The following is a 26,002-nucleotide window of genomic DNA, read 5'->3' on the forward strand; positions in this document are numbered from 1 at the left end:
GTTGGGTGGAGGCATGTCCTCCTCCCTGTCCGGTGACGACTCCCTGCAGCTGCCCGAGTTCGACGCTCCCCCGGCATCACCCCTCGACCTGGCCCGACAGTGGCTCGATGCCGCCGACGAGCGCGACGTCTCCGAGCCGAGGTCGATGACCCTCGCCACCGCCGGCGCCGACGGTCGGGTGAGCGCCCGGACGGTGGACGTGAAGCGCCTGGACGACCGAGGGCTGGTGTTCGGCACCTCGACCCTGAGCCCGAAGGGACGCCAGCTCGCCGAGAACCCGCACGCAGCGCTGCAGGTCTACTGGCGCGAGACCATGCAGCAGCTGCGGTTCGAGGGCCGGGCGGTGCAGCTCTCCGACGACGAGTCCGACACGCTGTTCGCCGACCGCTCCCCGAAGTCCCGCGCGGCGACCGCGATCGCCGACCAGTCCGACGTGCTCGAACCGCGGACCCTGCAGGACCTGATCGACGACGCGAACGACCTGCTCGACGAGACCGACGACGCCGTGCCGCGGCCGGCCGGCTGGGTGGCTTGGCGACTCGAACCCGACGTCGTCGAGTTCTGGCACGGCAGCCGTGACCGGATGCACCGCCGGCTGCAGTACGTCCTCGCCGACGCTGCGTGGTCGGCCACCCGCCTGCAGCCCTGACGTCTCGCGCATCGCGAGAGCCGGCGCCCCCTACCGCCCGATCGGGTTCGGCATCGCGCCCGCCCGGATGAGCGACGACGACTGGTCGGCCAGGTCCACCATCGACAGGGTGTTCCGCAGCTGCAACCGGTTCAGGCACGAGTGCTCGAACGTCGGCACCCGCAGGTCCAGGGGCCGACGGCGGTCCGGGTGTGCGGCGGCGTGCGCGTCGATGCACTCCCCCGCGACCTGCCAGAACCGGGCCTCCGGCAGCACTCCGTCGTCGTCGAGGATCGCCGCGACGAACCGCAGCACCCCGTCGAACACGTCGGTGAACACCGCGAGAGCCGCTTCGTCGTCGGACACCGGGTGCACGATCCGGTCGATGTCGGCGGGCACCGGGCGGTCGTCGAGCCGGCCGAGCACCGCGGCCTCCTCGCCGATGTCCTTCATCACGGCGCGGACGACGACACCGTCGCGCACGACGAGCACCAGGTTCTCACCGTGCGGCATGAACACCAGGTCGTGCACGGTCAGGCAGTGCACGACGGGCAGCAGGTAGGCGTCGAGCCAGCGTCGGACCCACTCGTCGGCAGGGACTCCCGATGCCTCGATCAGGGCTGACACGACGGCGTTCCCCGCACCGTCTCGGTGCAGCAGTGCCGCCATGGTGAGCAGGTGTTCGCCCTCGGCCAGCTGCGGGACGGGACTCTCCCGCCACAGCGCCGCGAGCATCTTGCGCTGCGGCGAGGACACGTCGACCCGGTGGTACGCGTCGCCGGTGTAGCCGATGGCGGCGTGCTCCCGGAGCACCGAGAACCCGGCCTCGGCGAGCGTCGGGTCGGCGGCGACGATCGACGCGACCCAGTCGTTCACGGCCGGCGTGTTCCGCATGTAGGCGGGCGACATCCCCCGCAGGAACCCCATGTTCTGCACGGCGAGCGCCGTCTTCACGTACGAGCGTGCCGGCTCGGTGCGGTTGAACGCGGTGCGGATGGACTGCTGCGGCTGGTACTCGTCGGGCCCCTCGCCCAGGTCCACCAGGTCCTGCCGCCCCAGGTCGGGCGCGAAGGTCACGGCGATCCGGTGCTGCCACTGCCAGGGGTGCACGGGCAGCCACACGTAGTCGTCGGGGTCGAGCCCGCGGCGCTCCAGGGTGGCCCGGAACCCGGCCACGACCGCTGCCGGGAGCTCCGACTCCCAGTGCGCCTGCTCGGTCCGGTCCGCGGCGAGCGCCAGGTGCGTGTGCTCGCGTCGGGCGGCGAGCCACCGGTACCGGAACCGGCCGCCGGACTCGGGCGCGAACGCCCGGTACTCGTCGAGGCCGAACCCGATCCGCCCGTTGGCGGCGACGAACGCCGGGTGGCCCTCGGTCATCGCCGACTCGACGTCCTGGAACGACGCTACGGCGTCGTCGACGGCCCCGGACGAGACGGTCGAACCGGTCGAACCGACCGAACCGGCCGACCCGGCCCCGCCCCGCCCCCGTGCCAGCTGCCCGGCCGACGGCCCACCCCGTCGGTGCTTCGCCGCAGCACTCGCCAGCGTCGACGCGATCTCCTCCAGGTACGTCCCGAGCAACTCGTCGGGGATCCCGAGCACCTCGTGCAGTTCGAGCACGAGCTCCTGCGCGCTGAGCGGTGCAGACGCCCTCGCACGGGTCCGCGTCAGCGAGGCCTCGTCCATCGACCAGTGCTCGAGCAGGTGCTGCCGTGCCCGGAACCGGTAGGTCGACTCCCCCGTGTCGAGCCGCCACTCGTCCCCGTCCGGCACGGGTGCGATGAGCCGTTCGTGGGTGAACTCCGCGATCGCCTTCGCGACGAGGTGCCGTTCGGCGGGCTCCAGGTGCTCGGGCCGCAGGTGCGCGGCCGGCCCGTCGTCGTCGGGGACGCCGATCCGGTCGGTGTCGAGCACCGACAGCAGCGCCCGCTTGCCGTCGACGTCGACCTGTCGCAGGGCACGGAACCCGACCTCGGCGTTCTTCGCCTGCACGGCGGTGTTCCGCACGTCCGGTTCGACGACGACCCGGCGCGCGCCGAGGGCGTCCCGGCAGTGCTCGACGACGGCACGCATGACCGCGCTCGTCAGGCCGTGCACGCGGCCCTCGGCCGGCACCGGTGCGACGAGCAGGTGCATGCCGACGTCGCCGGGTTCGGCAGCCCACACGTCGGTGAGCAGGACGGCCGAGGGGTCGTAGGTCTCGGCCAGGAAGCACGGTTCGCCGTTCCGGCGGCCGAGCCACGCGGCCTGCGCGGGGTCGGCCTGCACGCCGGCCAGGTAGGTGCGGACGCCGTCCACGTCGAGGTCGCCCATCTCCCACCACGACGACGCGGGGTGGGCGAGCCACGACTGCACGACGGCGGCGTCGCGTTCCGGGTCCACGGGTTCGACGGTCAGGAGGCCCGGCCCGGCTCCTCCGGGCGCGGTCGCGTCCGGCGCCGTGGTGGTCACGGTCGTGCTCATGCGGAGACCTCCGCACGTTCGGTCGCAGGCCGGGCCGGCGCGCGCTCCGCGGCGCCGGGATGGGCGGTGGACGGCTCTGGTGTTGACTGCTCCGCGGCGGGCAGGCCGAACTCCTGGAAGGCGATCCGGGCCTCCAGGCCGTACACGGGGCGACCCGTGACGGACCGGATGATCGACGCGTTCCGCCACGCACCCATGCCGAGGTCGGGCGCGGTCAGGCCGTGCGTGTGCTCCTCGGCGTTCTGCACCCAGATGCGCCCGCCCAGGGTGTCGACGTGGTGGTCGCGGGCGACCGCGAGGCGACCGCGGGAGTCGCGGGCGACGAGGTGCTCGACCGGGTCGAGGAAGCGCGGGACCCGCGGGGTGTACCCGGTGGCCAGCACCAGCTGCTCGACCTCGTGCTCGTACGTCTGGTCGAGCTGCTCGTGCCGGAGCGTCAGGCGGTACGTGCCACGGTCGGCGAGCCAGGCGGCGTCGACGACGCTCGTCTCGGTCCGGAGCGTCGTCGGGACGGGGCCGCGCGCACTGATCCGGTAGAGCTGGTCGTACAGGTCGTCGACCAGATCGGCGCTGATGCCCTTGTACAGGCCGCGCTGTTCCCGCCCCAGGCGATCGCGGACGGCTTCGGGCAGCCCGTGGAAGTGGTCCGTGTACTCCGGGCTCGTCATCTCGAGGGTGAGCTTGGTGTCCTCCATCGGGAAGAACCGGGGCGACCGCGTGATCCAGTCGAGGCGGTAGCCGTCCTGCCGGATGTCCTCGAGCAGTTCGCGGTAGACCTCGGCGGCGGACTGCCCGCTGCCGACGACGGCGATCGACCCGGCGTCGCGCAGGGCATTGCGGTTCGGCAGGAACTCGGCGGAGTGGACGGCCGGTCCGCCGATCCCGCGCAGCGGGGCGGGGACGGACGGCTCGGTGCCGATGCCCACGACGACGTGGTGTGCGCGGTACGTCTCGGGACCCTGATCGGTCTCGGCGTGCACCGTGAACGTGTCGGTGACCGGGTCGTGCTCGACGGCGGTCACCCGGCGGCCCCACCGCAGGGTGTCGAGCCGGTCGGCGGCCCAGCGGCAGTAGGCGTCGTACTCGCTGCGCAGGGGGTGGAAGTCCTCGCGGATGTAGAACGGGTACAGGCGTCCGGTCTCCTTGAGCCAGGCGAGGAACGAGAACGGCGACGTCGGGTCGGCCATCGTCACCAGGTCGGCGAGGAACGGCACCTGGATCGTGGCGTCGTCGAGCATCATGCCGTGGTGCCAGGCGAAGCCGTCGGCAGCGTCGAGGAACACCGCGTCGAGGTCGGCGATCGGGTCGGTCAGGCAGGCCAGGCCGAGGTTGAACGGGCCGATGCCGATGCCGACGACGTCGTGCACGGTGTCGGCGGTGCGGTCTGCTGCGCGGTCGGCGGTGCGGTCTGCTGTGCGGTCTGCTGCGCGGTCGGCGGTGCGGTCTGCGCGGTCGGCGGTCATCGGGACGCTCCTTCCGGGGCGGTGGTGGTGGCCCTGACCCGGGCGGCCGTGGCGACGACGTGCTCGAGCGACGCGCGCATCTGTTCCGGGGTGGTCTCGGGGTTGAGCAGCGTGAGCTTGTTGCACGGGCGGCCGTCGATGACCGTCTTGGCGATGAGGACCCGACCCTCGGCGAGCAGCGCCGAGCGGATCGGGGCGACCAGCGCGTCGGCGTCGTCGTCCGTCATGCCGGCGGGCTGCCAGCGGAACAGCACCGTGCTGAGCTGCGTCGGCGCGACGAGCACCAGGTCGGGGTGCTCCTCGACGATCCGGTGGGTGGCTGCGGCGAGGTCGATGACGGCGTCGAACGCTGCTCCGATAGCGTCGGCCCCCGTCGCGCGCAGCGTGGCCCAGAGCTTCAGGGCGTCGAACCGGCGGGTGGTCTGCAGGGACTTGTCGACCTGGTTCGGCTCGGCGGCGTCCTCCGGGTTCAGGTAGTCGGCGTACCACGCGGTGCGGCGCAGGTCCTCCGGGCGCTGCACGAGCAGGGCGCTCGACGACACCGGCTGGAAGAACGACTTGTGCAGGTCGGCGGTCACGCTCCTGGCTCGTTCGACGCCGTCGAGCAGGTGGCGGCGCGTCGGCGACACGAGCAGCCCGCAGCCGTACGCGGCATCGACGTGCAGCCAGACGTCCTCCAGGTCGCAGACGTCCGCGATCGGTTCGATCGGGTCGATCACGCCGCGGTCGGTGGTACCGGCCGTGGCGACGACGGCCATCGGTCGCTGCCCGTTGGCCCTGGCTGCAGCGATCGTCTCGGCGAGGGCCGCGGGCACCATCCGGCCGGCGTGGTCGGTCGCGACGGCGACCACGGTCTCGAGCCCGAGCAGCCGGGCGGACTTCGCGATGCTGAAGTGGGTCTCAGCGGTCGTGAACACGGTGCCGCCGGTGCCGAGGGCCTCGCGCGCCAGCAGCAGGGCCTGCAGGTTCGACTGTGAGCCGCCGGAGGTGAAGATGCCGTCCCCCGCGGCGAACCCGATCCGGCCGGCGAGCCAGGCGACGACGTGGCGCTCGATCTCGGTGCCGATGCGGGACTGGTCCCACGTGTCGACCGACGGGTTCACGGCGGCCAGGACCGACTCGGCGGCGACCGCGGGCAGCGCGACCGGGCAGTTCAGGTGCGCGAGGTAGGCCGGGTCGTGGAACCAGACGGCTTCGCGGACGAACAGCTCGTCGAGTTCGGCGAGCGCGCGGTCCGTCCCGAGGGGTTCGGCGTCGAGGTCGACGTCCTGCACCCGGGCCCGGAGGACGTCCGGGGCGGTGTCGGTGGTCGGACGGTCGGCCGCGGCGAACCGGTCGGCCAGACGGTCCACCGTGGACGTCACGGCGGAGCGGTAGCGCTCGGCGGTGGCGGTGGTCAGGAGTTCGATGGGAGGTGTCACGTTAGGTAAGGCTAACCTCACAAAACGCGTTCACGCCACCCGAACGAGGGGTGTCCTGGTCGGCCGGGCGTGTCAGACGGCCGCCTGTCGGGTCGTCAGGCGTTCATGAACTCGCTCGGCTGCAGCGCCCGGCCGACGATGCGCACGTCACCGATCGACCCGACGAACACGTTGTCGAGCTTGCCGCCGTAGCGGTACCCGCCGAGCAGCCACGGCTTGCCGATCGTGCTCAGACCGCGGTTCTGGGTGGACGGGTTCCGCACGACCGGGCACCCGTCGACGTAGAGCACGCTGTGCGTCCCGTCGTTCACCACGGCCACGTGCCACCAGGCTCCGAGCGGCAGCTCGTGCCCCCAGTTCGTCAACGATCCGTCCTGGCTCGTCGGGTACACGCACCACTGCAGTTCGCGGTCCCCCGACAGGCTCAGGGTCACCGCGGGTTCGTCCGGGTCGCCGTCGGCTCCGGTCGCCTTCCCCACCTGGCCGGCGCTCGAGTACTGCGACAGCAGGGCGCTGAACCCGTTCGTGCTCGGGTCGAAGGTGGTCGGCAGCGCGAAGAACGCCTCGACCGTGTACCCGCGAGGGAAGTGGGTGCGGTTGAGCGGCGCCGCCCGGACGGTCTGCAGGTGGTCGCCCCCGGTCTTGCCACCCTGCAGCGCGAGGCTGCCGGCACCCGGCTGGTCGGGGTGGTGCGCGGCGGTCCAGCGCAACGCCCCGGCGACGGCGCCGGTCCGGCGGGCGACCACCAGGTCGTTGCCCTTGCCGCTCTGGTCGCGCACCCGCGTGGTCGGCGGGAGCGCCGCCCCGTCCGGGTTGCCGTCGAACCGCCAGTACGCGAGCGTCCCCGGTACCAGCATGCGTGCCGCCGGCCGGGAGGCCCGTGGTGCGACCGGCGCGAAGCCCGCGAAGCGCGCCTCGAAGTCCACTGCCATGGTGAAGCGGTCGACGTCACCGCTGAGGTTGACCTCCTGGGCGGCGAGCTCGTTCGCCTCGCCGAGCCCGCCGGCGAGCAGGAACGGCGACAGCGTCTCGACGTCGATGACGTTCCGTTCGAGGTCGACGTGGTACAGCCGGATCATGGCCGCCCCGCCGTAGTACCGGTTCTGGTAGTTGGTCAGGTGCAGGGCGACGTCGTGTCCCACCGCGTTCTTCGCCGTCGTGCGGCCCGGCCCCCAGTAGTGGCCGTTGAGCGTCAGGAACACCTGGTCGTGCTTCGTGATGAAGGAGTCCCAGAGCTGCTGCCCGTAGGGGTCGAACGCCGCCCCGCCGTCGGCGTCCGAGTCGACGATGGCGTGCGTCGTGAGGATCACCGGCGAGTGCGGCCGGGCTGCGAGCACGGAGCTGGCCCAGGCGAGGCCGCTCGCGCTCGTCCGCCAGTCGAGGGCCAGGACGACCCACTCGCGGCCGGCCGCGGTGAACCGGTGGGCGGTGTTGTAGCCGTCGGAGCTCGAACCGATCCAGCCCGGGGCCTTCCGGAACCGCTGCGGACCGAACACGTCGAGGTACGGGGTGCGGCCGCGTTGGTCGTCGGTCGACGAGTCGACGTCGTGGTTGCCGGCGAGCACGCTGTAGGGCGCTCCGGCACGGTCGAGCACGTCGAAGACCTCGCCGGACGCGCGCATCTCGGACGCCGCACCGTTCTGGGTCAGGTCGCCGAGGTGCACGAGGAACACCGTGTTGTGCCGGGCCTGCTCGCGCACGACGTACTCGAGCGAGGCGCGCATCGGGGCCTGGTCGACCGCGGCACCGTCGAACATGTACTGGGTGTCCGGCATCACCGCGACGGTGAAGCGCGGCGAGGTCGTGTCGGGTCGCCACGGACCGGTGCGCCCACGTGCCACCGCCTGCTGGGCCGCGATGCCGGACCCGCCGAGGGCCGCCGGGGTGACGGCGGGGGCTGCGGTCAGCGCGTCGGCGACGGCCGGGGCGCTGCCGAAACCGTTCGACGCCACGAGGCCTGCGGCGCCGGCCAGTCCGGACCCGACCAAGAAGCCACGGCGGGAGACCGGGATGCGCTTGCTGCGATCGTCGGCGGGGGCTGCTGCACCGTCGTGGGCGGCTTCGTGGTCGTCAGGGCTGTTCTGCACAGCACCGCACCGTACGGTCCGCGGGGGAACGCCCCGGGTCCGTCCCGTGAACACCAGACCGGCCGCTGCTGCCGGTTCGGTGTGGACCGGTGAGGGCTCCTACAGCTTCTCGATCGGGGCGATCTTGATGAGGAGCTTCTTGCGGCCCGCGGAGTCGAACGCGATCTCGGCGATGCGCTTGGCACCCTGCCCCGTCACCGCGGACACCGTGCCCTCGCCGAAGTCGACGTGCTTGATGCGGTCGCCGGCGACGAGTTCCATGTCCCCGTTGTCGCGCACCTGGCCGGACACCCGGTTCGCCCACTCGGTCTTCGGACGGGTCTTCGAGGCTGCTGCTGCACGGTCGTACGATCCGCCGCCCCAGCCACCACCACCGCGGTAGCCACCGCCGCCACCACCACCGTTGAAGCCACCGTCGCGCTTGGCGTTCAGGGCCCGGGGCTGCGTGCCACCGCGGCTGTTCGCCATGCCCGGCGACTGCTTCCACTCGATGAGCCCCTCGGGGATCTCCTGCAGGAAGCGCGACGGCATCGCCACGTTCACGTCGCCGAACTGCGCACGGGTCATCGCGAGCGACAGGAACAGGACCTTCTTGGCGCGGGTGATGCCGACGTAGAACAGCCGGCGCTCTTCCGACGGACCACCGGGTTCGTTGGCGGACATCCGGTGCGGGAGCAGGTCTTCCTCGACACCGGTCAGGAACACCGCGTCGTACTCCAGACCCTTCGCGGTGTGCAGGGTCATCAGCGAGACCGTGCCCGAGGAGTCGTCGAGCTCGTCCGCCGCTGCGACCAAGGAGACCTCGGTCAGGAAGTCCGACAGGGTGCCCTCGGGGTTGTTCTTCTGGAACTCGCGCGTCACGGCCACGAGTTCGTCGATGTTGTCGGCGCGCGCGGCGTCCTGCGCGTCGGGCGACTTCCGCAGGTTGTCGAGCAGCCCGGAGCCGTCGAGCAACTGCGTCAGGGTGTCGACCACCGGTTGCGTCTGCGCCTTCTCGGACACGGCGTCGAGCAGCGCCGCGAACTCCGTGATGGCGTTCCGCACCTTCGGCCCGAACCCGAGTTCACCCGCGTGCCGCAGGGCGTCGCGCATCGTGGTCTCGTGCTCGTCGGCGTAGCGCTGCAGCGTGGTCTCGGTGACCGAGCCGATGCCGCGCTTCGGCACGTTGAGGATGCGGCGCAGGGCCATCGGGTCTGCCGGGTTGGCGACCGTGATCAGGTACGCCATGGCGTCCTTGATCTCGGCGCGCTCGTAGAACTTGGTACCGCCGAGCACCCGGTACGGGATCGCCGCACGGATGAAGATCTCCTCCAGCGCACGGGTCTGCGAGTTGGTCCGGTAGAACACCGCCATGTCGCGGTAGTCCATGCCGTCTTCACGCAGGCGCTGGATCTCGTCGGCGACGAACTGCGCCTCGTCGTGGCCGGTGTACCCGGTGAAGCCGACGATCTTCTCGCCGGCTCCGACGTCGGTGAACAGGCTCTTCGCCTGGCGGTCGAAGTTGTTCGCGATGACGGCGTTCGCGGCGTCGAGGATGTTCTGCGTCGACCGGTAGTTCTGCTCGAGCAGGATCGTCTTGGAGTTCGGAAAGTCCCGCTCGAACTCGACGATGTTGCGGATGTCCGCCCCGCGGAAGGCGTAGATCGACTGGTCGGAGTCACCGACCACCGTCAGGGACGCGGGCGCGATCGAGCCGTCGGTCTCGCGCATCCGGGCGACGTGCTGCCCGGAGTCCTCGAGCTTGTCGACCTGTTCGACCGGCACCGGGCGGGTGAGCTCACGGATCAGGGCGTACTGGGCGTGGTTCGTGTCCTGGTACTCGTCGACCAGGATGTACCGGAAGCGCCGCTGGTACAGGGCGGCGACGTCCGGGAAGGCGCGGAACAGGAACACCGTCTGGCCGATGAGGTCGTCGAAGTCGAACGCGTTCGCCCGGCGGAGCTCGTTCGTGTAGCGCCGGAACACCTCGGTGAACATGACTTCCTGCGGGTCGTTCACGTTGATGTTGCGCGCGTAGGTGTCGATGTCCTGCAGCTCGTTCTTGAGCTTCGAGATCTTCGACGCCGCGGCACCCACGGTCAGCCCGAGGGAGTCGGCTTCGAGCTCCTTGATGATCCGCTTCAGCAGCGCCTTGGAGTCGGCGGAGTCGTAGATCGTGAACGACTGCGGGAACCCGAACCGCTCGGCTTCGCGCCGCAGGATGCGCACGCACGCCGAGTGGAAGGTGGAGATCCACATCCCCTCGGCCTCGCCGCCCACCAGGGCCCGGACACGCTCGCGCATCTCGGCGGCGGCCTTGTTCGTGAACGTGATCGCCAGGATCTGCGACGGCCAGGCTTCGCGGTTGGCGAGCAGCAGCGCGATGCGGCGGGTGAGCACGCTCGTCTTGCCGGAACCGGCACCGGCCACGATCAGCAGGGACTCGCCGCGGTACTCGACGGCTTCCTTCTGCTGGGGGTTCAGACCCGCGGTGAACGGGTCTTGGTACGCGCGGGCACCGGCGCCCGGTTCGGGCGTCGATTCGAAGGGGTCGAGCACGATCGTCATGTCCGGAACAGTCTAGGCGGGACCCCCGACAGCGGACCGGGCGAGCACCGCCAGGTCCGTGTGGTCGGCGAACACGCCGTCGAGTCCGGTGCGGATGACCGAGGTGAACCAGCGTTCCCAGTCGCCGAAGGCCGCGACGTCCCCGCCGCGACGCAACGGCGACGGCAGGAACCGGTTCTCCGGCCGGAGGGTCCACGTGTACACCGCGAGCCCGGCGGCGTGGGCACGGTCGACGATCGCGCTGCGCACCGGCGTCGGGTCGTCGAGCGCGACGCTGTCCACGCCGGCCATCAGGGTGCCGAGGTCGACGCTGATGCCGTGGAACTCGGTTGCGAACGACGCGAGCGCGTCCTCGGAGCGCTCGGCGGCGTAGGTCGGGGCGAGCGCCCCGTGGGACGCGACCTCGTCCGCGGCGCTGCCACGGGCCTCCTGGAGGTACACGAGCCGACCACCGGTCGCCCGCTCGCGCAGGTCCCGCAACACGCCCTTCTCGAAGCTCTCCACCGTCAGCCGCTCGTCCTGCCGCCACCCGGCCTCGCCGAGCGCGGCGTCGACGAGCTCGCCCATCGGGAACCCGGCGCGGTCGAAGGACGCGGCGTGCTTGACCTCGGCGACGAGCCCGACCGGGCGGGGCGCCGCGTCGAGGATCGCGAGCAGGTCGACGAACCGCAGGATCGGCTGCGCGCCGTCGTGCTCGGCGGATCCCGGGCGCAGCGCGGGCAGGCGCTCGCGGGTGCGGAGCGTCTGCAGCTGCGCCCACGTGAAGTCCTCGGTGAACCAGCCCGTCAGCGTCTGGCCGTCGACGGTCTTCGTCGTGCGCAGGTGCCGGAACTCGGCGTGGTCGGCGACGTCCGTGGTGCCCGAGACCTCGTTCTCGTGCCGGAGCACCAGGACGCCGTCCTTCGTGGGCACCAGGTCCGGTTCGATCGCGTCGGCGCCGAGTTCGATGGCCAGGTCGTACGCGCTCCGCGAGTGCTCGGGGCGGTAGCCGGACGCGCCACGGTGGGCGATCACGAGGGTCATGGCGCGACCCTACTTGCCCGGGATGACGAGCGGGCCACCTGTGTCGCGGGACACACTCGTCGCGCCGGGGACCGCCGTTCCCAGCGCCGACGCCGAGCATCACCGCATGACCGTCCGATCGCTCTCCACCGCCGTCGAGGCCCGGATCGACCGGGCCGCACGCCGTGTGCTCGACGCCGGGCACCGACCGCACCGACCCGTCCGCGTGTTCGTCACCGAGTTCCTGGTGTTCGGTGCCAAGCAGGCCTGGGCGTGTGCGTTCGGGGCGCTGCTGCTCGCGACGATGGCCCTGGTGCACCTGACCGTGCCGGCCCCGATGCGGAACGACGTCCTGACGACCGCGGCCGTGCTGCTGCAGGTCGGCATGCTCGTGTTCGGGCTCGAGACCGTACGGGAACTCCGGGTGGTGGTGCTGTTCCACGTCGTCGGCACCGTGATGGAGGTGTTCAAGACCCACATGGGCTCGTGGACCTACGAACCCGGCGGGCTGCTCGTCGTCGCCGGGGTGCCGCTGTTCTCGGGCTTCATGTACGGGGCCGTCGGGTCGTACATGGTCAGGGTCCACCGGCTGTTCGACCTGCGGTTCGACCGGTACCCGCGGCAGCGGCTGCTGGCGGTCGTCGCGGGCGGCGTCTACCTGAACTTCTTCGGCCACCACTTCGTCGCCGACGCAAGGTACGTCCTGCTGGCGCTCGTGCTGCTGCTCTTCGCCCGCACCACCATGGACGTCCGGATCCACCGGGCGACGATGCGGATGCCCGTGCTCGTCGCGATGGGGTTGGTGGCCGTGTTCGTCTGGGCAGCCGAGAACGTCGCGACCTGGGCCGGGGCGTGGAGCTACCCGGCGCAGCTCGCCGCCTGGCACCCGGTGGCCCCGACGAAGATCGTGGCGTGGTTCCTGCTCATGACGATCTCGGTCGCGCTCGTGACCTGGTTGCACCCGGCGTCACCCGCGGGCTCCCCGCGCTCGACGGCGGACTCTCGACGTCTTCGAGGCGCGCGTGCAGCGGGCGACCCTAGGCTTCCCTCGTCGGGGCCCGCTGGGCCCGCGTCCGCTCGCCGCGAATCCTCAGCCTTCCGCGACCGAGCGCACCTAGGCTGAGAGGACTCGAATCTCCTAGGAAGAGGACACCATGGCCTTCAAGCCCGGTTTCGACCAGTCCCCCGCCTTCAACGCACAGGGGGCAAACACCTGGGGCGGGCGCGGTGCTGGTCAGCAGCAGGCCGGCTGGGGACAGACCCCGCAGCAGGCACAGGGCGGCATGACCCCCGAGCAGCTGCAGTACATGTACGACCGCCCGACTGCGTCCCCGGTGGACACCGACCGCATGTCGTACGAAGACACCATCGTCAAGACGCTGCTCGCGTTCGGCGTGCTCGTCGTCGGCGCGGTGGCCGGTTGGAACCTGCCGCCGGCCGTCTGGGTCGTCGGCGCGCTCGTCGGGTTCGTCCTGGCGCTCGTCAACACCTTCAAGAAGAAGCCGTCGCCGGGTCTGATCCTGACGTACGCGTTCTTCGAGGGGCTGTTCGTCGGCGGTATCTCGAACTACTTCCAGACCGCGTTCCCCGAAGCTGACGGCATCGTCGCGCAGGCGGTGTTCGGCACGCTCGGTGTGTTCTTCGTCACCCTGCTGCTGTTCCGCTCCGGCAAGGTCCGCGCGACCCCGAAGGCCACGCGCTTCTTCCTGATCGCGATGGTCGGGTACATGGCGTTCTCGCTCGTCAACCTGGTCCTGATGTGGACGGGCGTGACGCAGAGCGCGTTCGGCCTGATGGGCGTGACGCTCTTCGGCATCCCGCTCGGTGTGCTCATCGGCATCTTCGTGGTCGTCATGGCGGCGTACTCGCTGATCCTCGACTTCGACCAGATCAAGACCGGTGTCGAGCGCGGCGCACCCCGCATCTACGCCTGGACCGCAGCGTTCGGCCTGATCGTGACGCTCGTCTGGCTGTATCTCGAGATCCTGCGCATCCTCGCCATCATCGCGAGCAGCTCGCGCAACTAGCACCACCGCACACACGAAGGGCCCCGGCGCTGCCGGGGCCCTTCGTCGTTCCCGGGTCGGTGGTCGGCGACAGCCGGGGCGGAGGGGAGGCGGTGCGGGAGGCGGGGGCGGAAGGCGGCGGCGGTCCCGGGTGGTCACAACACCCCGCCGGTCGCCCGCCGAGTGGTCACGAAGCGTCGCCGGAGCCGGGGCCAGTCGACACTTCGTGACCCCTCGGCACCGGGCCCGCGGGGTGTTGTGACCACTCGACGACCCCGGCAGCACCCACGCCCACCGCTCCGGCAGCGCCCCCGGACGCACGAAGGCCCGGCACGCGTGACGCGTACCGGGCCTCCCGTCGCTCAGGGGAGCCCTACTCCCACTCGATCGTCCCCGGCGGCTTCGACGTGACGTCGAGCACGACCCGGTTGACGTCGGGCACCTCGTTCGTGATGCGGTTCGAGATCTTCGCCAGGGTGTCGTACGGCAGACGCGTCCAGTCGGCGGTCATGGCGTCCTCGGACGAGACCGGACGGAGCACGATCGGGTGGCCGTAGGTCCGGCCGTCGCCCTGCACGCCCACGGAGCGGACGTCGGCGAGCAGCACGACCGGGCACTGCCAGATCTCCTCGTCGAGGCCGGCCGCGGTGAGTTCTTCGCGGGCGATCTTGTCGGCCGCGCGGAGCAGTTCGAGCCGGTCCTTCGTGACCTCGCCGACGATGCGGATGCCGAGGCCGGGCCCGGGGAACGGCTGCCGACCGACGATGACCTCGGGCAGGCCGAGCTCGCGACCGACCGCACGGACCTCGTCCTTGAACAGGGTGCGCAGCGGCTCGACGAGCTCGAACGTCATGTCCTCGGGCAGGCCGCCGACGTTGTGGTGCGACTTGATGTTCGCGGTGCCCGCTCCGCCGCCGGACTCGACGACGTCCGGGTAGAGCGTGCCCTGCACGAGGAACTTGACCTCGGCGTCAGAGTCGGACGCCTGGGCCTCGAGCACGAGTGCCTCGGCCGCGCCTTCGAACGTGCGGATGAACTCGCGCCCGATGATCTTGCGCTTCTGCTCCGGATCGCTGACACCGGCGAGGGCGTCGAGGAACTGCTGCTCGGCGTCGATCGTGATGAGCCGGACACCGGTGGAGGCGACGTAGTCCTCTTCCACCTGCTTGCGCTCGTCGGCACGCAGGAGCCCGTGGTCGACGAAGACGCAGGTGAGCTGGTCACCGACGGCCTTGTGCACCAGGGCTGCGGCGACGGCGGAGTCGACACCACCGGAGAGTCCGGCGATGACCCGCGCGGAGCCGACCTGCTCGCGGATGCGGGCGACCTGCTCCTCGATGACGTTGCTGGAGTTCCAGTCGCCCGGCAGGCCCGCGGCACGGTGCAGGAAGTTCTCGAGGACGGCCTGGCCGTACACGGAGTGCTTCACCTCGGGGTGCCACTGCACGCCGTAGAGCTTGCGCTCGTCGGACGCGAACGCTGCGACGGGTGTGGATGCGCTCGAGGCGAGCACCTCGAAGCCGGCCGGGGCCTTCGCCACGGAGTCGCCGTGCGACATCCACGTCACCTGGTCTGCCGGCTGGTCGCCGAGCAGGGTGCTGGTGCCGGGCGCGAGCGTCACGTCGGTGGCGCCGTACTCGCGCAGACCGGTGTTCGCGACCTCGCCGCCGAGGGCGGTCGCCATGGCCTGGAAGCCGTAGCAGATGCCGAGCACGGGGACGCCGAGGTCGAGGATGTCACCGTCGAGCGACGGCGCACCTGCTTCGTAGACGGACGACGGACCGCCGGACAGCACGATGGCCGCCGGGTCCTTGGCGCGGATCTCGTCCGCGGTGATGGAGTGCGGCACGATCTCGCTGTAGACGTTCGCTTCTCGGACCCGACGCGCGATGAGCTGCGCGTACTGGGCCCCGAAGTCGACGACGAGGACGGGACGCTGTTCGGTCTCGCTCACCGAGCGGCCTCCTTCTCACGCTGCTGGGCAGCGATCAGCTCGTGGTAGGTGTCCATGGCCTTCTGCTGCATACGGTGTTCGACCACGAAGGACATGAACGGGATGATGCCCCCGAGGGCGATGAGCAGGAAGCGCGACGGCCTCCAGCGCATGATGCTCCACAGACGGAAGTCCGTGAAGAGGTAGAGCACGTACAGCCAGCCGTGGGCGATGAGGATCGCGATCGACAGGTTGAACGTGCCCGGGGTCTCGCCCGCCGTGCCGTTGGGCACGAAGAACGGGCCGTTGCCGAGCTGCATCTCGAGCTGCAGCGGCGTGTACTTGATGATGACCTCGACCACCAGGGCGAGCAGCAGCACACCGGTGATGTACGCCGAGACGCGGTACCACTTCACCGCCCCCGGGATCTTGGGGATGTCACGGGTTCGGACGGTCAGGGCCATGTCGGCAATCCTACCGTCGGAGCGCGTCGGCTTCGGTGGCGAGCAGTGCCTCGCGCTCCTCTTCCTGCTCGCGCTCCCAGGCGTCCTTCACGAACCGGTACCAGAGGAACACGGCGAAGCCGGCGAAGACGACCCACTCGATCGCGTAGAACAGGTTGAGCCAGTCGAACTGGACCTCGCGCGACGGTGCACGGTCGGCGATGGTGCCGAGGTCGGCGGCCTTCGCGGTGGTGCCGTCGGCGACGACGTACCCCAGGTACATGCGGTCGTCGAAGGCCTGCCAGGTGTTCACGAACCGTGCGGGCGCGACGGCCGAGTACTCGGCCTTCTTGTAGGCGTCCTGGTCCGGGGACTCGGCCGGGTAGTACCGGCCCTGGATCGTGAGCGTCTGGCCGTCCGCCAGGCGCTCGCCCCCGGCGACGGCGGCCGACCGCTGGTCGGACCACCCGATGACGACCGGGAGGCTCGCCCCACCATCCGAGTCCACCAGGTGCCCGACGGTCTGGTACTTCCCACCCCCGGTGCGGCCGGTCAGCACGGCGGTGTCGTCGGCGACGAAGGTCCCCGTGACGGTCACCTTCTGCCCGGCGAGGCTCTCGCTGACGGGGCGTTCGGGGGTCGTGACCGCCTCGAGCGTGCGGCGGGTCTCGGTGGTCGCCGGCAGGGGCTTGCCGTTGGCGATGGACCGCTCGAGCTGCCACTTGCCCAGCCCGGCGAACACCGCCGCCAGCACGAGCGCCAGCAACAGCAGCGCGATCCACCTCGGTCGTCGGGCAACGGCCCACATCTGTATCAGTACTCCGGATCGCGCTGTCGGACCGGGCGTTCGGGGCGCTCGGCGGGGATCTCGACCGGCGACGTCACGGGTGCGGACGTCGGCTCGGGCCCCTCATTGTCTCGCTCGTCCCTGCCAGCGGCCTCCACGAGGGCGAACTCCTCGGCGAACTGGCGATCCCGCTCGGCCTTCCGTGCCGCGGCGGTGGCGTCCGCCTCGGCCTCGGCTGCTTCGGCGCTCTCGGCGGCGGCTGCCGCGGCGACGGCACGTCGGCCGCCCAGGCGTCCGCGCAGGCGGATGAGCCGGCCCGGGCGCACCACGAGGCGGCCGATCCGGTCCGAGTTCACCGCGAGCAGCGGCCCGAGGACCGCCATGCAGAGGACGTAGAGGCCCGCGAAGGCGGTGATCCGCGCCTCCAGCCCGGCGGCAGCCGACAGCGTCGCGAGGATCAGCGCGAACTCGCCGCGGTTCACCAGGATGACGGCGGTGTTGATGCCCTGCTGGACGTTGAAGCCGTTCATCCGCGCGACGATCTGGCCGGCGACCGCGTTGAGCACGATGGTCATGCCGATGGCGCCGAGGACGGGCCAGAGCACCTCACCGAAGGTCGACAGGTCGAGACCGAGCCCGAAGTTCACGAAGAAGAACGCCGCGAAGACGTCGCGCATCGGCAGGGCGAGCTGTTCGATGCGGTCGCGGTACCGGGTCGCTCCGCAGAGCAGGCCGATGACGAAGGCGCCGATCGCGTCGGTCACACCGAGCAGGTCGCCGATGCCGCCGAACATGACCGCGAGTCCGAAGAACAGCACGGTGAACAGCTCGTCGTCACGCGTGGCGAAGATCTTCGAGACCCACTTGCCCGCGAAGCGCGCGAGCGTGAACATCACGATCAGGAACCCGAACGCCAGGGCCAGCTTGCCGACGACGGCCCAGAGGTTGGTGTCGCCGGACAGCACGACGGAGACGATCGCCAGGTACACGGCGATGAAGACGTCCTCGATCACGGTGACGCCGAGGATCATCGGGGTCTCGTCGTTCGCCAGACGGCGGAGTTCGATGAGGAGCTTCGTCACGATGGCGCTCGACGACGTCGCCGTCATGCCCGCGATGATCAGGGCTTCACGGGTGCCCCAGCCGAGCGAGAACCCGAAGGCGAACCCCACGCCCATGTTGATGACGACGTAGGTGCCGCCCGACACCAGGAGCTTGCCGGCGTTGCCGTAGAACTCCTCTTGGTCGAACTCGAGCCCGAGGTTGAACAGCAGCAGGATGAGCCCGAACGTCGCGATGAGCTCGATCGTGTGGGACTCGACGCTCAGGCCGAACCACGGCGTGTTCGGGCTCGCGACGAGGCCGACCACCATGTAGATCGGGATGGCCGGCAGACCGATGGTCTTGCCGAGTCGGCCCAGGACGTAGGCGATGACGAAGAGCACACCGATGGTGAGCAGCTCACCACCCAGGTGCATGCGCTAGCTCTTCCGCGGGGCCTCGGCCGAGGCGGCCGCAAGCTCTCCGCTGCGGTAGAAGGAGAACGCCTTGGCGACCTTCTCGGGGGATCCGGCCACGACGATGGTGTCACCGGGGAAGACGACGAAGTCCGACGAGGGCGCCGGGTTGGCGCTGTCGCCACGGACCACGGCGACGACGGTCAGGCCGATGAAGCCCGAGTCGTGCAGGTCACCGAGGGGCTTGCCCGCGATGGCGTCGTCGTAGTCGACCGAGAACCAGTCGATGGACAGCCCGGGGATCTCGTCGAGCTTGTCGAGGCCCTCGGTGATCCGGGTGCCGCCGAGCAGTTCGGCGAGGGTGTGCGCTTCGTCTTCGCTGAGACGGAGCGAGACCTTCTCGGACTTGTCCGCGCCGTCGGAGACGTCGGCGAACGAGATGAGGTCGGAGTGCCCCGACCGGTGCGTGATGACACCGCACTTGCCACCGTCGTCGGTGTAGAAGCTGTGCAGCACGCCGACTCCGGGGAGTTTGACGCGATGGACGTCGACCATGATGGCTCCCTCTTCGAGTACCCCGATGATAACCACCCGGTGACCCCGCGCATTCCGCGCACTACTGTTCTGTGGATGGGGAGAACACGGATCGTCGTGGCCGTCGTCGGGGTGCTGGTCGTCGCGCTGTACGCGGCACTGCTGGCGCTGAACGCACTGGTGCTGGACCCGCTCGCCGCGGTCCCCGGTGCGAGCCTGGCCGAGATCCACGCCGAGCTCTCGGAGCAGGGGTTCTCGGTCGGGGCGGACATCGCGACCGTCGTGGGGATCGCCGTCGTCGGCGTCCTGTTCGCCGCGGGACTGTCGGTGCTGCTGCTCATCACCCGGGCGACGGCGCACGTCATCGCGGCGGTGCTGCTCGCCGTCGTCGTGATGGGGACGCCGATGTCGTTCGTGGCGGCGTTCGCCCTGCAGATGGACGTCGCAGATGCCTACGGGGTCGGCGGCGGTGCCCACACGATCTGGTCGGGCGTGATGTACGTGACGAGCCTCGTCGCGCTGATCGGGATCCCGGTGGTGCTCGTGGTCGGCCAGGCGGTGCACGTGCGCCGTGCGGCCCTGCGGTCGCGCGCCGTCTGACGGACGCACCACGGGCCTCCAGTCCGGTCTTCCGTCCTTCCGGTCTTCCGGTCTTCCGTCCTGGAGGCGCGGGTGGACTCCGCAAGACGCCGTCGTCTCGTCGAGACGCCTCGTCCACCGCGAGACGCCGCCTGATTTGGCGGCGTCTCGGCGACCAGACGGCGTCGACCCGAGACGACGGCGTCTTACGCAACCCGCAGACGCCGGCGTCTCGGTGACACGACGGCGTCTGCGGGCCTCCTCACTCCGGCTCGCTCGTCTTCTCGCCGATGACCTGCTCGTCGGACGCCTTCGCGCCCTCCGCGCCGTCCGAACGGCCGCCACCCACGACCACGTCGTCCTCGTCGAAGCCGAACGCGATGTCCGGAGCCTCGAGCCGCACGCGGTCCGCGCTCTCGTCGTCGGGCTGCAGCTGCGACTCCCGTTCTGCGGCGACGCGCTTCAGGTAGTTCGCGACCTCGTGCTCGGTCGTCTCCTGGTCCCACCCGAGCACGTCCGCCATGAGCTTCGCGGCGACGGGCGCCGCTGACTCGCCGCGGTCCCAGGCCTCGATGGAGATGCGGGTGCGGCGGGCGAGGACGTCCTCCAGGTGCAGGGCGCCCTCGTGCGCGGCGGCGTACACGACCTCGGCGCCGATGTAGTCGTCGGCCCCGGGCAGGGGTTCGGCGAGCGCGGGGTCCTGCTCGACGAGCTGCAGCACCTCGGTCGCGAGGGTGCCGTACCGGTTGAGCAGGTGCTCGATCCGGACCTTGTGCACGTTGCAGCTCCGTGCGGTGCGGGCGCGTCGGTTCCACGCGGCCGGGTAGCCCTCGGCGCCGAGGAGCGGGATGTCCTCGGTCGTCGACTCCGGGATCCTGCCGTCCATGGCAGCGACGGCCTCGTCGATCGCGTCCTTGCCCATCACGCGGTACGTCGTCCACTTGCCGCCGGCGACGACGACGAGCCCGGGCACGGTGTGCGCGACGACGTGTTCGCGGCTGAGCTTCGACGTCTGGTCGGACTCCCCCGCCAGCAGCGGGCGGAGGCCGGCGTAGACGCCCTCGACGTCCTCGCGGGTCAGCGGGACGGCGAGCACCTTGTTGACGTGCTCGAGGATGTAGTCGATGTCCGCCGCGGTCGCCGCCGGGTGCGCCTTGTCGAGGTACCAGTCGGTGTCGGTCGTGCCGACGAGCCAGTGCCGGCCCCACGGGATGACGAACAGGACGCTCTTCTCGGTGCGCAGGATCATGCCCGTGTTCGACTGGAACCGGTCGCGCGGGATGACGAGGTGCACGCCCTTCGACGCCCGCACCTTGAACTGCCCGCGGGTGCCGATCATCGCCTGGGTGTCGTCGGTCCAGACACCGGTGGCGTTGACGACCTGCTTCGCGCGGATCTCGAATCGCTCACCGGTCTGGATGTCGTGTGCCTGCGCGCCGACCACGCGCTCTCCGACCTTGATGAACCCCTCGATGCGGACGCGGCTCGCCGCCTCGGCACCGTACGAGGCCGCGGTGCGCACGAGCGACGCGACGTAGCGCGCGTCGTCGACCTGGGCGTCGTAGTACGTCATGCCGCCGACGAAGGCGTCCTTCTTGAGCCCGGGCATGTTCCTGAGCACCTGCTTCCGGCTGAGGTGCCGGTGGTGCGGGACGCCGGGCGGACGACCGCCGGACCAGCTGAACACGTCGTACATCGCCATGCCGATGCCGATGTAGAAGCGCTCCCAGACCCGGTGGTTGAGCGGGTAGAGGAAGCGCACGGGCTTCACCAGGTGCGGGGCGATGCGCTGCAGCAGCAGCCCGCGTTCGATGAGGGCTTCGCGGACGAGTGCGAAGTTGAGCTGCTCGAGGTACCGGATGCCGCCGTGCACGAGCTTCGACGAACGGCTCGACGTCCCCGAGCCCCAGTCACGGGCCTCGACGATGCCGACGCTCAGGCCGCGGGTCACGGCGTCGAGCGCACTGCCCGCACCGACGATGCCGCCGCCGACGACCAGGACGTCGAGCTCCTTGGTCTTCAGCGTCTCGATCGCGGCCGCACGTTCGTCCGGTCCGAGCTTCGCCGTGGGGTCGAACCCCACGCCGGGCGCGACGTCACGCGGACGTCCGGCCGTGCTGGTCTGCTTCGTCGTGCTGGACTTCGCCATCGTCGCCTCCGGGTCACGGTCGGCGCCGTGGCGTCACCCGGAGCAGTGTCCGGGTGCCACCGTCACTGGTGGTACGGCGCCACGACCACTTCTACTCGCTGGAACTCCTTGGCGTCGGAGTATCCGGTCGTCGCCATCGAGCGGCGCAGGGCACCGACCAGGTTGGCGCGGCCGTCGTGGGTCGGCGTCGGGCCGTTCAGGACGTTCTCGAGCGGGGCGATCGTGCCCACCTCGACCCGGCGGCCACGCGGCAGCTCGGGGTGGTGCGCCTCGGCACCCCAGTGGTAGCCGCCACCCGGGGCCTCGGTCGCACGGGCCAGCGCGGTGCCGAGCATGACGGCGTCGGCGCCGACGGCGATGGCCTTGACGATGTCGCCCGCGGTGTCGAGCCCGCCGTCGGCGATGACGTGCACGTAGCGGCCGCCCGACTCGTCGAGGTAGTCGCGACGGGCACCTGCGACGTCCGCGACGGCGGTGGCCATCGGGGCGTGGATGCCGAGTGCGGCACGGGTGGTCGACGCTGCGCCGCCACCGAAGCCGACGAGCACACCGGCGGCACCGGTGCGCATGAGGTGCAGCGCCGACGTGTAGGTCGAGGCACCGCCCACGATCACCGGGACGTCCAGCTCGTAGATGAACTTCTTGAGGTTGAGGGGTTCCTCGGTCTGGGAGACGTGCTCCGCCGAGACCGTGGTGCCGCGGATGACGAACAGGTCGACACCGGCGTCGACGACCGTCTTCGAGAACTCCTGGGTGCGCTGCGGGCTGAGCGAACCGGCGACCGGCACCCCGGCTGCGCGGATCTCGGCCAGGCGGGCGGTGATGAGCTCGGCCTTGATCGGCTCGGAGTAGATCTCCTGCATGCGCTTCGTGACGTTGCCGTCGGTGAGCGACTTGATCTCGTCGTAGTACGGGGTCGGGTCCTCGTAGCGGGTCCACAGGCCTTCGAGGTCGAGCACGCCCAGGATGCCGAGCTTGCCCATCTGGATGACCGTCGCGGGCGAGGACACGGAGTCCATCGGTGCCGACAGGATCGGCGACTCGAACGTGAACGCGTCGATCGACCACTGCACGCTGACGTCGCGCGGGTCACGCGTCCGCCTGGAGGGGACCACCGCGATGTCGTCGAACGCGTACGCCCGACGTCCGCGCTTGCCTGCACCGATCTCGACTTCGCTCACCAGGACAGCCTACCGGGCGGGCTCTTCGGCGTGCACGGGCCGGACGGTGCGGACCGCGGGCAACCTCGCACCGTGCAGCCGTCACGGCGGAGCCGTCAGCGCGGGCGGCGCGGGGCTCGTCGACGTTTGCGGAGCACCCGCAGCACGAAGCCGAGCAGGAGCGCGAGCACCACGAGGACGACGAGGAGCACAGCCGCGACCTTGACGAGCAGCGCAGCACCGACGAACAGCGCGATGAAGACCACCCACACCAGGGCGTCCATCGCGCTCACCGACAGTCTCTGCACCTGCGGAACGATACCGACCCGCGCGGGGCGAGTAGCGCCTCCTGGCCGGGTGCGACGGGCGACGCCGTCGTCAACGGAAGACGCCGTCGTCAGCGCAGGACGCCGCCATCCCGACGAGACGCCGTTGGATTCCGAGGCGTCTCGACGGGACCGCGGCGTCGACGGAACACGACGGCGTCATGCGACCACAGTCACCCGACCAGACGCGATCGGACGCGACCAGAGGCGAGCCGCGCCTCCGGGCGGGTACAGGAGCGGGGCCGTGCGGCGCGAAGCGACCACGCACGGCCCCACCCGTCACGGATACCACCCCCACAGCGGTACCCGTAGCCGACGACAGCGCTAGCGCTGTGCGTCGACGTCCTTGGCGAGCGTCCCCAGGTAGAGCTCGATGACCTTGGGATCGTCAGCGAGTTCCTTCCCGGTGCCCGAGTACGCGTTCTTCCCCTGGTCGAGCACGTACCCACGATCGCAGATCTGCAGACAGCGTCGCGCGTTCTGCTCCACCATGATGATCGACACACCGGCCTTGTTGATCCGGCGGGTCCGCAGGAACGTCTCGTCCTGACGCACGGGGGACAGTCCGGCGCTCGGCTCGTCGAGCAGCAGCACCTTCGGGTCCATCATCAGCGCCCGGGCCATCGCGACGGACTGCCGCTCACCGCCCGACAGCGATCCGGCCCGCTGGTTCCGCCGCTGGGCGAGGACCGGGAACAGGTCGTAGATGACCTCGAGCCGCTCGGTGAACTTCCGGGGCCGCAGGTACAGCCCCATCTGCAGGTTCTCCTCGATCGACAGCGACGGGAACACGTTGTTCGTCTGCGGCACGAAGCCGACACCGGCCTGCACGAGCTTGTTCGCCTTGAGGTTCGTGATGTCGTCCCCCTGCAGGGTCACCGAGCCTTCGCGGATCGACACGAGCCCGAACAGCGCCTTGAGGAGCGTCGACTTGCCCGCCCCGTTCGGCCCGATGATGCCGATGAGCTCGCCCGGGTAGCAGTCCAGGTCGCAGCCGTTCAGGATGTTCACGCCCGGCAGGTAGCCGGCGACGAGGTTCTTCGCGCTGAGCACCGGCTCGCGTTCCAGCGTGGCCGCCGGGGACGGACTGGAGGCACTGCTCGCGTTCGTGGGGTCCGCCTGGTCCGTCAACGGGTCGTCTCCTCTGCTGCTGCGTCCGCCGCGTCTTCTTCCGCGACTTCCTCTGCCAGTTCCTCGAAGGTCTCCTCGGTGAGGAGCGAGTCGTCACCCAGGTCGGTGTCGTGGTGCGCGCCGAGGTAGGCGTCGATCACGGCCTGGTCGTCCATCACCGTGTCCGCCGGGCCCTCGGCGACGACCTTGCCCTCGGCCATCACGACCACCCAGTCCGAGATGTGCCGGACCATGTGCATGTCGTGCTCGACGAACAGCACGGTCATGCCGTCGTCGCGCAGGGACTGGATGTGCCCGAGGAGCGACTGGGTGAGCGCGGGGTTCACGCCGGCCATCGGCTCGTCGAGCATGATCATCGTCGGGTCGGACATCAGCGCCCGGGCCATCTCGAGCAGCTTCCGCTGCCCGCCGGACAGCGAGCCCGCGTAGTCGTCGGCCTTGGTGTCGAGCTTGAACCGGGCGAGCAGGTCCTCGGCCTTGGCCGTGATCTCGCGCTCCCGCTTCGCCCACACCGGCTTGACCAGGGCGGCGAAGAAGTTCTCGCCGGGCTGGTCGCGGGCGCCGAGCAGCATGTTCTGCATCACGGTGAGCCGCGACAGGGCCTTGGTCAGCTGGAAGGTGCGGACCATGCCCTTGTTCGCGATGTGCGTCGCGCTCGTCTTCTGCAGCGTGGCGCCGTTGAACTGCGTCTTCGCACCGGGGCTCGGCTTGTCGAATCCGGTGAGCAGGTTGAAGAACGTGGTCTTGCCGGCGCCGTTCGGGCCGATCAGGGCGGTGATGGAGCCGCGCTGGACCTCGAGGTGGTCGACGTCCACGGCGGTCATGCCCCCGAAGCGGCGGGTGACGTCGTCGACGGTGAGGATCGGGTCGGCCTTGGGGTGGCCGTAGGTCTCAGACACTGAACGTCAGCTCCTTCTTGTTGCCGAGCAACCCCTGTGGACGGAACACGATGAGCAGCATGAGCGCGACGCCGACGAGCACGTACGAGAACTGCTCGGCCTGCTGTGCGTTCATGATCGAGTCGGGGATGAAGTCGCCGGCCAGCGTGCGGATGAAGAGCCGGACGACGAAGAAGAGCACGGCTCCGAGCACCGGTCCGAACACCGTCGCCGCGCCACCGAGGATGAGCGCCGTCCAGATGAAGAACGTCATCGAGCGGCCCATGGCGTCCGGTTGCACGGAACTCGGCAGGACGTAGATGATGCCCGCGATCGCACCGAGCGCCCCACCGAACACGAGCGCCTGCATCTTGTACGAGTAGACGTTCTTGCCGAGCGAGCGGACGGCGTCCTCGTCCTCGCGGATGGCCTTCACCACGCGGCCCCACGGGCTGCGCATGAGCAGGAACAGCACCAGGGTGAACAGAGCGACCATGGCCCACGCCGCGATGCGGATCCACCAGCCGTTGACGCCGTTGTTGGCGTACGTGAACCACAGGATCGTGGTGGTGCCGTCGGGCAGTGGGCTGAGGGCGGTGAACGGGTCGCGGTAGCTCGACCCGGTGATGCCGTTCGAGCCGCCCGTGGTCGAGGTGAGCAGGCTCGAGCGGCCCACCATGCGGATGATCTCGGCGCCGGAGATCGTGACGATCGCCAGGTAGTCGCCGCGCAACCGCAGGGTCGGGACGCCGAGGATGATCGCGAACACGATCGAGACGAGCAGGGCGATGAGCACCGCCATCACGAACGGCAGTCCGTTGGTGATCGAGATCGCGAAGCCGTAGGCCCCGAGCAGCAGGAACGCCGCCTGGCCCATGTTCACGAGCCCGGTGAGCCCGAAGTGCACGTTCAGGCCGATCGCGGCCAGCGCGAACGCCGCCGTGGTCGGGGCGAGTGCCTCCTGGGTGAGCGAGGACAGCAGGTTGAGGATGTAGTCCATGCGCGTGC

Annotated in this window: 21 protein-coding genes; 4 read left to right on the top strand and 17 right to left on the bottom strand. The window is 70.3% G+C overall.

Annotation, left to right across the window (positions count from 1 at the left end; all coding sequences use genetic code 11):
• Positions 1-13: 13 nt before the first annotated feature.
• Positions 14-649, top strand: a complete 636-nt coding sequence (locus ASF75_RS12830; protein ID WP_056071967.1) for a pyridoxal 5'-phosphate synthase — start codon at positions 14-16, stop codon at positions 647-649.
• Between the two features lie 30 nt (positions 650-679).
• Here the strand turns inward: ASF75_RS12830 and ASF75_RS12835 are convergent, their stop codons facing one another.
• From ASF75_RS12835 to ASF75_RS12860, 6 genes are all read right to left on the bottom strand, one after another.
• Complete coding sequence (locus tag ASF75_RS12835; RefSeq protein WP_056071970.1) at positions 680-3,091, bottom strand: GNAT family N-acetyltransferase; 2,412 nt, start codon at positions 3,089-3,091, stop codon at positions 680-682.
• Positions 3,088-4,554 (bottom strand): lysine N(6)-hydroxylase/L-ornithine N(5)-oxygenase family protein, encoded by a 1,467-nt coding sequence (locus ASF75_RS12840; RefSeq protein WP_082509739.1) that lies wholly within the window; start codon positions 4,552-4,554, stop codon positions 3,088-3,090. The genes ASF75_RS12835 and ASF75_RS12840 overlap by 4 nt, the downstream gene beginning before the upstream one ends.
• Positions 4,551-5,975 (bottom strand): pyridoxal phosphate-dependent decarboxylase family protein, encoded by a 1,425-nt coding sequence (locus tag ASF75_RS12845; RefSeq protein ID WP_056071975.1) that lies wholly within the window; start codon positions 5,973-5,975, stop codon positions 4,551-4,553. Before ASF75_RS12845 ends, ASF75_RS12840 begins: the two co-directional genes overlap by 4 nt.
• A gap of 95 nt (positions 5,976-6,070) precedes the next feature.
• Entirely contained in the window at positions 6,071-8,062 is a 1,992-nt protein-coding gene (locus tag ASF75_RS12850) for a LamG-like jellyroll fold domain-containing protein (protein ID WP_056071979.1), read from the bottom strand.
• Positions 8,063-8,161: 99 nt separating this feature from the next.
• Positions 8,162-10,609, bottom strand: a complete 2,448-nt coding sequence (locus ASF75_RS12855; RefSeq protein WP_017885462.1) for an ATP-dependent helicase — start codon at positions 10,607-10,609, stop codon at positions 8,162-8,164.
• Between the two features lie 12 nt (positions 10,610-10,621).
• Positions 10,622-11,632: a glycerophosphodiester phosphodiesterase family protein gene (locus tag ASF75_RS12860; RefSeq protein WP_042539763.1), complete on the bottom strand. Its 1,011-nt coding sequence runs from the start codon at positions 11,630-11,632 to the stop codon at positions 10,622-10,624.
• Positions 11,633-11,738: 106 nt separating this feature from the next.
• Between ASF75_RS12860 and ASF75_RS12865 the strand changes: the two genes are divergently transcribed.
• Positions 11,739-12,734, top strand: coding sequence for a DUF817 domain-containing protein (locus tag ASF75_RS12865; protein WP_056071982.1), 996 nt, complete (start codon positions 11,739-11,741; stop codon positions 12,732-12,734).
• A 31-nt stretch (positions 12,735-12,765) separates the two neighbouring features.
• Positions 12,766-13,638: a Bax inhibitor-1/YccA family protein gene (locus ASF75_RS12870; RefSeq protein ID WP_017885465.1), complete on the top strand. Its 873-nt coding sequence runs from the start codon at positions 12,766-12,768 to the stop codon at positions 13,636-13,638.
• A 352-nt stretch (positions 13,639-13,990) separates the two neighbouring features.
• Here the strand turns inward: ASF75_RS12870 and guaA are convergent, their stop codons facing one another.
• From guaA to ASF75_RS12895, 5 genes are read right to left on the bottom strand one after another with little or no spacing between them, the layout of a single operon-like run.
• Positions 13,991-15,571, bottom strand: a complete 1,581-nt coding sequence (guaA, locus tag ASF75_RS12875) for a glutamine-hydrolyzing GMP synthase (protein ID WP_042539757.1) — start codon at positions 15,569-15,571, stop codon at positions 13,991-13,993.
• Positions 15,568-16,014, bottom strand: coding sequence for a DUF3817 domain-containing protein (locus ASF75_RS12880; protein WP_042539755.1), 447 nt, complete (start codon positions 16,012-16,014; stop codon positions 15,568-15,570). Before ASF75_RS12880 ends, guaA begins: the two co-directional genes overlap by 4 nt.
• A gap of 10 nt (positions 16,015-16,024) precedes the next feature.
• Positions 16,025-16,801: an SURF1 family cytochrome oxidase biogenesis protein gene (locus ASF75_RS12885; RefSeq protein ID WP_056071986.1), complete on the bottom strand. Its 777-nt coding sequence runs from the start codon at positions 16,799-16,801 to the stop codon at positions 16,025-16,027.
• A gap of 5 nt (positions 16,802-16,806) precedes the next feature.
• Positions 16,807-18,258: a cation:proton antiporter gene (locus tag ASF75_RS12890; RefSeq protein WP_056071988.1), complete on the bottom strand. Its 1,452-nt coding sequence runs from the start codon at positions 18,256-18,258 to the stop codon at positions 16,807-16,809.
• A gap of 3 nt (positions 18,259-18,261) precedes the next feature.
• Positions 18,262-18,792, bottom strand: a complete 531-nt coding sequence (locus ASF75_RS12895; protein WP_017885470.1) for a cation:proton antiporter regulatory subunit — start codon at positions 18,790-18,792, stop codon at positions 18,262-18,264.
• Between the two features lie 75 nt (positions 18,793-18,867).
• Between ASF75_RS12895 and ASF75_RS12900 the strand changes: the two genes are divergently transcribed.
• Positions 18,868-19,371, top strand: a complete 504-nt coding sequence (locus ASF75_RS12900) for a hypothetical protein (RefSeq protein WP_156463883.1) — start codon at positions 18,868-18,870, stop codon at positions 19,369-19,371.
• Positions 19,372-19,612: 241 nt separating this feature from the next.
• Here ASF75_RS12900 and ASF75_RS12905 read toward each other — a convergent pair whose 3' ends face one another.
• The 6 genes from ASF75_RS12905 to ASF75_RS12925 form a co-directional block, all read right to left on the bottom strand.
• Positions 19,613-21,499, bottom strand: a complete 1,887-nt coding sequence (locus ASF75_RS12905) for a glycerol-3-phosphate dehydrogenase/oxidase (protein ID WP_056071994.1) — start codon at positions 21,497-21,499, stop codon at positions 19,613-19,615.
• A 62-nt stretch (positions 21,500-21,561) separates the two neighbouring features.
• Positions 21,562-22,680 (bottom strand): GuaB3 family IMP dehydrogenase-related protein, encoded by a 1,119-nt coding sequence (locus ASF75_RS12910; RefSeq protein WP_017885473.1) that lies wholly within the window; start codon positions 22,678-22,680, stop codon positions 21,562-21,564.
• 95 nt (positions 22,681-22,775) lie between these two features.
• A complete protein-coding gene (locus ASF75_RS17730) occupies positions 22,776-22,967 on the bottom strand; it encodes a hypothetical protein (protein ID WP_139179596.1) in 192 nt (63 codons plus the stop codon).
• A gap of 342 nt (positions 22,968-23,309) precedes the next feature.
• Positions 23,310-24,116 (bottom strand): ABC transporter ATP-binding protein, encoded by an 807-nt coding sequence (locus ASF75_RS12915; RefSeq protein WP_017885475.1) that lies wholly within the window; start codon positions 24,114-24,116, stop codon positions 23,310-23,312.
• Positions 24,113-25,015, bottom strand: a complete 903-nt coding sequence (locus ASF75_RS12920; protein ID WP_017885476.1) for an ABC transporter ATP-binding protein — start codon at positions 25,013-25,015, stop codon at positions 24,113-24,115. Before ASF75_RS12920 ends, ASF75_RS12915 begins: the two co-directional genes overlap by 4 nt.
• Entirely contained in the window at positions 25,008-25,994 is a 987-nt protein-coding gene (locus ASF75_RS12925) for a branched-chain amino acid ABC transporter permease (protein WP_017885477.1), read from the bottom strand. The genes ASF75_RS12920 and ASF75_RS12925 overlap by 8 nt, the downstream gene beginning before the upstream one ends.
• Positions 25,995-26,002 lie beyond the last annotated feature (8 nt).

The sequence above is a fragment of the Curtobacterium sp. Leaf154 genome (assembly GCF_001424595.1).
GTDB lineage: Bacteria > Actinomycetota > Actinomycetes > Actinomycetales > Microbacteriaceae > Curtobacterium > Curtobacterium poinsettiae.